Source organism: uncultured Nocardioides sp., assembly GCF_902805925.1.
Classification (GTDB): domain Bacteria; phylum Actinomycetota; class Actinomycetes; order Propionibacteriales; family Nocardioidaceae; genus Nocardioides.
The window spans coordinates 1-8,627 of record NZ_CADCUP010000086.1 but is presented as its reverse complement, the minus strand read 5'-3'; the positions used below and the strand labels follow the sequence as shown (position 1 = coordinate 8,627).

Annotated in this window: 9 protein-coding genes and 1 pseudogene; 6 read left to right on the top strand and 4 right to left on the bottom strand. The window is 72.5% G+C overall.

Going from position 1 to position 8,627, the window contains the following annotated elements; translation table 11 throughout:
* Together QZX64_RS06155 and QZX64_RS06150 are read left to right on the top strand one after the other, a co-directional pair.
* The coding region (locus tag QZX64_RS06155) for a hypothetical protein (RefSeq protein ID WP_295657724.1) at window positions 1-962 on the top strand (962 nt) is incomplete at its 5' end.
* Window positions 963-967: 5 nt separating this feature from the next.
* On the top strand, window positions 968-1,477 hold the full coding sequence (locus QZX64_RS06150; protein ID WP_295657723.1) for a 2'-5' RNA ligase family protein: 510 nt from the start codon (window positions 968-970) through the stop codon (window positions 1,475-1,477).
* Here QZX64_RS06150 and QZX64_RS06145 read toward each other — a convergent pair.
* Window positions 1,474-3,597, bottom strand: coding sequence for a glycoside hydrolase family 15 protein (locus QZX64_RS06145; protein ID WP_295657722.1), 2,124 nt, complete (start codon window positions 3,595-3,597; stop codon window positions 1,474-1,476). The genes QZX64_RS06150 and QZX64_RS06145 overlap by 4 nt on opposite strands.
* Before the next feature lie 202 nt (window positions 3,598-3,799).
* Between QZX64_RS06145 and QZX64_RS06140 the strand changes: the two genes are divergently transcribed.
* The 4 genes from QZX64_RS06140 (at window position 3,800) to QZX64_RS06125 (ending at window position 7,074) form a co-directional block, all read left to right on the top strand.
* Window positions 3,800-4,528, top strand: coding sequence for an amino acid ABC transporter ATP-binding protein (locus QZX64_RS06140; protein WP_295657725.1), 729 nt, complete (start codon window positions 3,800-3,802; stop codon window positions 4,526-4,528).
* 24 nt (window positions 4,529-4,552) lie between these two features.
* The gene (locus tag QZX64_RS06135) at window positions 4,553-5,443 is read left to right on the top strand and encodes a glutamate ABC transporter substrate-binding protein (protein ID WP_295657721.1); all 891 of its coding nucleotides are present in this window, start codon (window positions 4,553-4,555) and stop codon (window positions 5,441-5,443) included.
* Between the two features lie 90 nt (window positions 5,444-5,533).
* A complete protein-coding gene (locus tag QZX64_RS06130; protein WP_295657720.1) occupies window positions 5,534-6,220 on the top strand; it encodes an amino acid ABC transporter permease in 687 nt (228 codons plus the stop codon).
* Complete coding sequence (locus QZX64_RS06125) at window positions 6,217-7,074, top strand: amino acid ABC transporter permease (protein WP_295657719.1); 858 nt, start codon at window positions 6,217-6,219, stop codon at window positions 7,072-7,074. Before QZX64_RS06130 ends, QZX64_RS06125 begins: the two co-directional genes overlap by 4 nt.
* A gap of 37 nt (window positions 7,075-7,111) precedes the next feature.
* Here QZX64_RS06125 and QZX64_RS06120 read toward each other — a convergent pair whose 3' ends face one another.
* From QZX64_RS06120 to QZX64_RS06110, 3 genes and pseudogenes are all read right to left on the bottom strand, one after another.
* A complete protein-coding gene (locus tag QZX64_RS06120) occupies window positions 7,112-7,687 on the bottom strand; it encodes an AAA family ATPase (protein ID WP_295657718.1) in 576 nt (191 codons plus the stop codon).
* A gap of 48 nt (window positions 7,688-7,735) precedes the next feature.
* Window positions 7,736-8,113, bottom strand: a complete 378-nt coding sequence (locus QZX64_RS06115; RefSeq protein WP_295657717.1) for a VOC family protein — start codon at window positions 8,111-8,113, stop codon at window positions 7,736-7,738.
* Window positions 8,110-8,627: pseudogene (locus QZX64_RS06110) on the bottom strand (trans-aconitate methyltransferase); the annotation flags it as partial. The gene QZX64_RS06115 and the pseudogene QZX64_RS06110, both read right to left, overlap by 4 nt.

Sequence of the window (8,627 nt, the reverse complement as noted above, 5' to 3'; positions counted from 1 at the left end):
CCGACCTCTGCTGCGGTCAGCGAGCCGGCGGCGTCAACACGATCCGCACCCGCGGCGGCACCGACTACGTCACGATCGGTCACCGGCGCGGTCCCAGCCGCGACACCGTCGACCTCGGCCGCGGCGACGACTCGCTCACCGTCCTGCGCGGCAAGGACCACCGGCGCGCGGACCTGACCGGTGGCGAGGGAGCCGACGCGCTGTCCCTCTACCTGCCCCTTCGCGGGCTCTTCGCCGTGGACGCGGAGCAGGGCACCGCCAGCATCGGCGGAGCCCCGTTCGTGCACTGGTCGGCCTTCGAGGGGTACGACCTCCTGTCGCAGGGTGCGGTCTCCTTCACCGGCACCGCCGGGGACGACACCGTCGCGCTCGTCGGCCCCGGCCCGATCACGGCGACCACGGGAGCCGGGGACGACACCGTCGCCGTGTCGCCGTTCAGCACCTCCTCCGGGTCCATCGACGGCGGTGACGGCGAGGACGTGGTGGACTACTCCTCCCATGCCGACATCGTCGGCGACGTCGCGACCGGCGCGATCACCACGGAGGACGTCACGCTGACCGTCACCTCGGTGGAGCGCTGGGGGGTGAACAGCACCGGGTCGGTCGAGCTGACGGGCTCGAGGGGCGACGACGTGCTGCGGGCCGACGCGTGCTCGGTGACGCTGCGCGGCGGGGGAGGCAACGACCAGCTGACGGCCGGACGCGAGCCCAGTGACGAGGGGGTCTTCGTCAGCTACAGCCCCGACAGCCCACCCGGCAGGTGCGGGGCGCCGACGAGCAAGGTGTACGGCGAGGCCGGCGACGACGTCCTCATCAGCGGCGACTCCTTCGCGTCCTATGCCCGGCGGAAGCCGCGCGAGAGGGTGAGCCTGCTCGACGGAGGGGACGGGATCGACGTCGCCATCGGCGGGGACGGCCGGGTCGCCTGCCTCGCCGAGACCCGGGTCTCCTGCGAGGACTGACGCCCATGCCTCCCCTCCACGCCCTCGAGCTGCTGCCCGACGAGGCGGGCCGTGACGCCGTACGCCGGGACTGGCAGCGGCTCCGGGACGCCGGCCTGCCCTCCCAGCTCGACCACGCCGGAGCCACCAACGAGCCGCACGTCACCCTCGTGGCCGCGCCGGCCATCGGCGCGGCGCACGAGGCGGCGGCGGGCCACGTGGTGGGCGGGCTGCTGCCGGTGGAGGCGCGGGCGGCGGCGCTCGCGCTCCTCGGCGGCACCCGGGTCACGCTGGTGCGGCTCGTCGACGTCCCGGACCGGCTGACCGCCGCCGTGCTCGACCTCCGCGCGCTCGTGCCCGACGCCCAGCACCCCGGCTGGCTCCCGCACGTCACGCTGGCCCGGCGCCTGGCGCGCGCCGACGTGGCGAGGGCGCTGGAGGTGCTGGGCCACGAGGACGTCGTGCTGCGGCTGACCGGGCTGCGCCGGTGGGACCCCGAGGCGGGCGTGGTGCGCGAGCTGAGCGTCGGGTCCTAGTCGCCGTAGCGCTCGGCCACCAGGCCCAGCCGGTCGGCCGGCCGCTCGCGCTCGATCGTCCACGCCAGGCGGACCAGGGCCGCGTGCGACCAGGTGAGCGGGGTGGCGGCACGGGTGTTCTCGCCCAGGGGGCAGCAGGGGTCACCGGTCGGCGCCCGGCCGTCCCACACCTGCTCGGCGAGCATGCCGCTGGGCCCGGCCGCGGCGGCCATCGCCCTCAGGTAGGGGACGCCGTCCTGACCGGCCGAGACCGCGTACTCACCGCGCTCCCCCGTCAGCAGCGGCCATGCCCGCCCGAGGGTCTGGAAGGAGTCGTCGTCGGTCGGGCTCCACTCGCCGCCGGTCCGCGTCTCGCCGTACCCGTCGAAGCTGAAGCGGTGCCAGAACGGCCCGTGCGGGGTGTCCACCCTCAGCTCGCGGTCGATGACGTCCAGGGTGCTGAGGACCGTGGGGTCCTCCGGCTCCTCGATGCCCCAGCGGACCAGGGTCAGGAAGCTCGGGTCGACCACCAGCCGCTGGTCGACCTCCGACGGCCCGCCGTCGCCGATGGCGTACGTCGTGCCGGCGTCCGGGTCGCCGTCCTTGCTGAGCCGCAGGTAGTACGGCGTCGGGCTGAGCGGACCGTTGGTCGTGACGGTCCGGTCCTGCAGCCGTCGCTCCCACCGGTCGGCCAGGCGCAGCCACCGCCGCGCCGAGCGTCGGTCTCCGTGGCGCCGCGCGATGTCGGCGGCGCTGACGAGCCCCGCGACCTGGCCGGCGATCGAGTTCGGGGAGTAGCCGGACTGGTTCTCCCACCGCTCCTGGGGCGAGAACGGGGCTCGGCGCCCGGTCTCCTCGTCCACGAACCCGGCGACGAAGTCGGCCGCCCGCCGCACGCCACGGTAGGTCCTCGGCCCGGTCCGGCCGACGAGCCGGGCGAGCACGATGGGCAGCGCGACCTCGTCGAGCTGCAGCTCGGACCACACCGGCGTCCCGGCGACGTCGGAGTTCTGGGGGAACGACCCGTCGGGCTTCTGCTGCACCTCGAAGAGCCAGTCGACGATGCGCCGTGCGGCCCGCTCGTCGCCCGCGGCCCACAGGGCGGTGCCGAACTCGTAGGCGTCGCGCGACCACACCAGGTGGTAGGCGCCGGAGGGCGAGGACAGGTCCTCGACCTCGTTGCCCCACACCCACGGCGCCGACGGCGAGGCGACGAAGGCTCCCGGGTTCTGCTTGTCCTCCGCCGCGGCCAGCACCAGCGCCGAGGAGAGGTACTCCGCGCGGACGTCGACGGCGCTGGCGGGCACCTCGCGCAACGAGCGCAGGTAGCGGTGCCACCCCCGGTCGTAGGCCGCTGCCGACCTCGACCAGCTCGTCGTCCGGGCACGGTCGGCCACGCGCAGCGCCCGGGCCGGCTGCCGGCCGAAGCCGAGGCTCAGGGTCGCGGAGCGGCGCCCGGCCCGACCGTCGAGCCCACGGATGGTCGCTGCCTGACGGAGGTTCCCCGGCCGCGCCCGCCCGGGGCGCAGGTCGCGCAGGGACGGCCGGGCCACCAGTGCGGTGCTCACCCGGCCGTCGGTGGCGACCAGCGCCCGCCCGGCGCGCGAGCCCCGGTCGTCCATGCCGGAGTTGTCGAGGGCCGGGTCGTAGTGCACTCGCACGCGGTAGGCGGCGCCGTCGAGCGAGACCAGTCGCACCCGGACGACGTAGGCGTCGCGCCGCGGGTCGGTGACGTGCTCCTCGACCAGCCGGTAGCGGCCCGACCCGTCCTCGTGCACCGAGGCGAACCGCAGGCTGCGCTCGTCCGGACGACTCACCGTCGTGGTCATGTCGCGCGAGGCCCGGTCGACGAACGAGCCGGCGCGGTCGGTCACGGACAGCTCGAGGCTGCGCACGCTCGGCGTCGACAGGTCGGGGTAGAAGACCTCGCTCGTCCGGCCGCCCTGCAGGGTGAACCAGACGTTGCTGCCGCGGCTGCGCGACGTACCGAAGCCGGACTTGTCGGCCTCGGTCCAGGTGCTCTTCGGTCCCCGGTCACCGCCGTCCGGGGCGCGCGGACCGGCCTCCGCCGTGACCGGAGTCGCGACGGCCGCGCCGGCGACCGCGACGGTGAGGGCGAGGGAGCTGAGGATTCTGCGCATGGCGACGCCTTCCAGGTGCTGCCAGGTACCCCGACGCGCCCGCACCACACCCTCCCTCGGCGGGGTGTGGGGCCCACATTGCGTTCCCACAACGAATGGGAGTCCCGGAGCGTCCGCATAGCCCGTGGCGACGCGATGTGGATAGGTTGCCGCCATGACCGCGCAGCAGGAGGAGTCCGCGACCACCGGGGGCGCGGGCCCCCTGGTCGTGCTGAAGGGCGTCGACAAGTACTTCGGGCAGCTGCACGCGCTCAAGGACATCGACCTCGCGGTCCAGCGTGGCGAGGTCGTCGTCGTCATCGGGCCGTCAGGATCGGGCAAGTCGACGCTGTGCCGCGCGATCAACCGGCTCGAGACGATCGACGACGGCTCGATCACCCTCGACGGCAAGCCGCTCCCGCAGGAGGGCAAGGCACTGGCCGCGCTGCGTGCCGAGGTCGGCATGGTCTTCCAGAGCTTCAACCTCTTCGCCCACAAGACGATCCTCGACAACGTGACGCTGGGCCCGATCAGGGTGCGCGGCATGAAGAAGGAGGCGGCGGAGAAGCAGGCCCGCGAGCTCCTCGAGCGCGTCGGTGTGGGCCACCAGGCCGAGAAGTACCCCGCCCAGCTCTCCGGCGGCCAGCAGCAGCGCGTGGCCATCGCCCGCGCCCTGGCCATGGAGCCCAAGGTGATGCTCTTCGACGAGCCGACGTCCGCGCTCGATCCGGAGATGATCAAGGAGGTCCTCGACGTGATGGTCGAGCTGGCCCAGGGCGGCATGACGATGGTCGTGGTGACCCACGAGATGGGCTTCGCGCGCACCGCGGCCGACCGGGTGGTCTTCATGGCCGACGGCGCGATCGTGGAGGAGAACACCCCCGAGGAGTTCTTCACCAACCCGCGCTCCGAGCGCGCCCAGGACTTCCTCGGCAAGATCCTCAAGCACTGAAATAACGGGACAAGGAGACAAGAGATGCGATTCATGCGTACCAAGGCGGTGTTCGCCGCCGTCGCGCTGGCCAGCACCCTGGCCGCCTGCGGTGACGCCGGCGGCACTGACGAAGGCTCCGACGTCCAGGCCGAGGAGGTCGAGGAGGGCAAGTTCGAGGCCGGCACCCGGATGGCCGAGCTCGCCGAGGCCGGGGAGATCACGGTCGGGGTGAAGTACGACCAGCCGGGCCTGGGGTTCAAGGACGCCTCCAGCGACATCCCGACCGGCTTCGACGTCGAGATCGCCAAGCTCCTGGTGGCCGACCTCGGCATCGACCCCGAGTCCGACTCGGTGACGTGGGAGGAGACCATCTCCGACAACCGCGAGCCCTACCTGCAGGAGGGGCGCGTCGACCTCGTGCTCGCGACGTACTCCATCACCGACGAGCGCCGCCAGATCGTGGGCCAGACCGGTCCGTACTTCGTCACCGGCCAGCAGGTGCTCGTCGCCGCCGACAGCGACATCACCGGCATCGAGGACCTCAAGGGTGAGGAGGTCTGCTCGGTGACCGGCTCCACGTCGCTGGAGAACGTCGAGGCAGCAGGCGCGGTCGGCGCCCCGGCCGACACCTACTCCCAGTGCGCGGAGGACGTGCTCAACGGCTCCGTCGAGGCCATGTCGACCGACGGCTCGATCCTGCTCGGCCTGGCTGCCCAGAACGAGGGCGAGCTCAAGGTCGTCGGCGACGAGTTCTCCGAGGAGCGCATCGGCGTCGGCTACTCCCAGGACACCCCCGAGATGTGCGAGTGGATCAACGGGGTCCTCGAGGAGTCGTTCGAGGACGGGTCGTGGGCCGAGGCCTTCGAGGCCACGCTGGGTGGAGAGGGCGTCGAGACGCCCGAGCCGCCGGCGCTGGACGACTGCCAGGCCTGAGACGACGCATGACCGCGGGGTGGCCGGTCCGACCGGCCACCCCGCGGCCGCGACCACCCGCCGTACGACGACCGAAGGAGGCGTGCACGCGTGAACGCCGTGCTCGACAACCTCGACCTGGTGGCACGGGCCTTCGCCTACACCGTGCTGCTGTTCGTGATCTCCGGAGTGCTCTCGCTCGTCTTCGGCACGCTGCTGGCCGCGTTCCGGGTCGGACCCGTCGCGGTGCTGTCGCGGGCGACCGGCGCCTACGTCACCGCGATCCGCAACACCCCGCTGCTCATCATCCTGATCTTCTTCCGCATCGCCGGCCCGAAGGTGGGCATCACCTTCAACTTCATCGACGTCAAGATCGGTGACGTCAGCCTGAACAACCTCTTCGCCGCCTGCGTGGTCGGCCTGACGGTGTACACCTCGTGCTTCGTGTGCGAGGCGCTCCGCTCCGGCATCAACGCCGTGCCACTGGGCCAGGCCGAGGCGGCCCGCGCGATCGGGCTCCCCTTCGTGGGCGTGATGCGCGAGGTGATCCTCCCCCAGGCGTTCCGGGCGTCGGTCCCGCCCGTGGCGAGCGTCCAGATCGCCCTGCTGAAGAACACCACGGTGGCCGGCACCCTCGGTGTCTTCGAGGCCTTCGCCCGCATGCGCAGCCTGATCAACGACGACGCCACCCAGCGCATCGGCATCTTCTTGATGTTCGCCCTCATCTTCGTGGTGCTCGTCGAGATCGTCTCCTTCGGCGCCAACCGCCTCGAGCGCCACTGGAGGGTCGCGCGATGACCGCACCCGCCGTCCTCTTCGACGCCCCCGGCCCCCGGACCGTCGCACGTCACCGCATGTACACCGTCGTCGCGGCCCTCGCGCTCGCCGTCGTGGTGGGCCTGGTCGTGTGGCGGCTCTACACCGAGGACCAGCTCGAGTACGACAAGTGGGAGCCGTTCCTGACCCCCCGCTACATCCGCGCCGTCCTGGTCGACGGCGTCCTGGTGACGGTGCAGATGGCGTTCAGCGCCGTCCTGGGCGCGGTGGTGCTGGGCCTCGTGCTCGGCGCCGGCAAGCTCTCCGACCACGCCGCCGTGCGCTGGCTCAGCTGGGCGGTCGTCGAGTTCTTCCGGGCCGTCCCGGTCCTGCTGCTGATGATCTTCATCTTCTTCTCCTACGGCATCAGCCGCGGCGAGAGCGGCGCCTACTGGAGCGTGGTCATCGCCCTGATGCTCTACAACGGCGCCGTGCTGGCCGAGGTGTTCCGGGCCGGCGTGCAGGCGGTGCCGCGCGGACAGTCCGAGGCGGCGTACGCGATCGGCATGCGCAAGTCGCAGGTCATGAACATCATCCTGCTGCCGCAGGCGGTCAAGATCATGCTGCCGGCCATCATCAGCCAGTGCGTCGTGGCCCTCAAGGACACCAGCCTCGGGTATGCCGTGGCCGCGCCCGGCCTGACCGCCGTGGGACGCTCGATCTATCAGGGGTTCGGCAACCAGGTGCCCACGGTGATCGTGCTGGCGGTCCTGTACATCCTCATCAACCTCCTGCTCACCGGCGTCGCGATGTGGGTGCAGCGCCGCTTCGTGGGCGAGAGGAAGATGCTCGCCGTGCCGATGGTCGGCGAGGCCGACACGGGCAGGGCCGTCTAGCTGCTCCTCCGCGGTGGACGGCGCGATGACGGACGCCTCAGGAGCCGCGGAGCCAGGTGAGGATCTCGGCAGCCGCGGCCTCGGGAGCCAGGGCGCTGTTGTCGAGGCGCAGGAGGCGGTGCCGGTCGAGGAGGTCCTCGGCGAGCGTGCGGCGGCCGGGACCGGTGTTCATCACGTGCTGCTCGGACTCGCGGACGTTGCCCTCGGACCACGCGAGGTCCCGCTTGGAGGCCTTGGCCGCCAGCCGGTGCTCGGTGACGTTGCGCTCGAGCCGGACCTCCAGCGGCGCGACCAGCTCGACGAAGGCCACCTGCTTGCCCGCCTCGACGTACGGCGCGAGGTAGCGCTCCACCGTGACCAGGTCCTCGGCGTCGTCGAGCGGCCAGAGGAAGGTGAAGACCAGGTGGGTGTCGGACGCCGCGGCCTCCTCGAGCACGCGGACGCGGAACTCGTCGTTGAGCCGGTTGAACGCCGGCGTGCCGTGGTCGAAGACCTCCAGCAGCGGCTCGATCGTCAGGTGGTTGTGGAACAGCCGGAAGTCGCTGGCGGCCGCGACGGCACGGCCGACGGTCATCTTGCCGACGGCCGGCGGGCCGAAGATCACGAGCAGCATGAGCGGGATGGTGTCATGCGCGCAGCCACGCCTCGGCCTGTCGGCGGCTCAGGGCTCGAGCACCTCCACCCGGTTGCCGTGGCCGTCGAAGGTGTGGACGCGGCGGTGTCCGGGGAAGGTGTGCTCCTGGGACCGGTCGACCTCGAAGCCCAGCGCGGCCAGCCGGTCGGCGACCGCGTCGAGGTCGTCGACGAGGAGGGCGGGGTGGGCCTTGCGGGCGGGGGCGAACGGGTCCTCGACACCGACGTGGATCTCGGCCGTGACCGTGCCGTGGTCGTCGTACGCGCGGAACCAGGCGCCGCCGCGGCCGCGGAGGGCGGCCGGCTTGTCGACCTCGGTGAGGCCCAGGCCCTCGGCGTAGAAGCGGCGGGCGTCGTCCTCCGCGCCGGCGGGCATGGCGACCTGGACGTGGTGGAGCGCGATCACGCCGGCACCTGCGCGACGGCGAAGACGCGACGGAAGGGCAGCGCCACGCCGTAGGGCTGCGGTGGGTACGCCGCCCGGAGCCGCTTCCTCAGCTCCTGGGCGAACTCCTCGCGCAGCCCCTCGGGCAGCCGCTCGAGGACCGGCCGGGCGCTCGTGCCGGAGATCCAGGTGAAGACGGGGTCGTCGCCGGTGAGCAGGTGGAGGTACGTGGTCTCCCAGGCGTCGACGGTGCAGCCGAGCGCCGCCAGCGCCGCGACGTAGGTCTCCGGGTCGTGGCTCGCGGGCCGGGCCGTCCCGGCGGTGAGCTCGCGGTAGGGCTCCTCGGCAGCCAGGGCCGCGCGGATCGTGTGGCTCGGCTCGTCGAAGTTGGCCGGCACCTGGAACGCGAGCCAGCCGCCGGGGGCCACCTGCTCGACGAGCCCCGGCAGCAGGTCGAGGTGGCCCGGCACCCACTGGAGCGTGGCGTTGGAGACCAGCACGTCGACGGGCCGGGCAGGCCGCCACCCACGCAGGT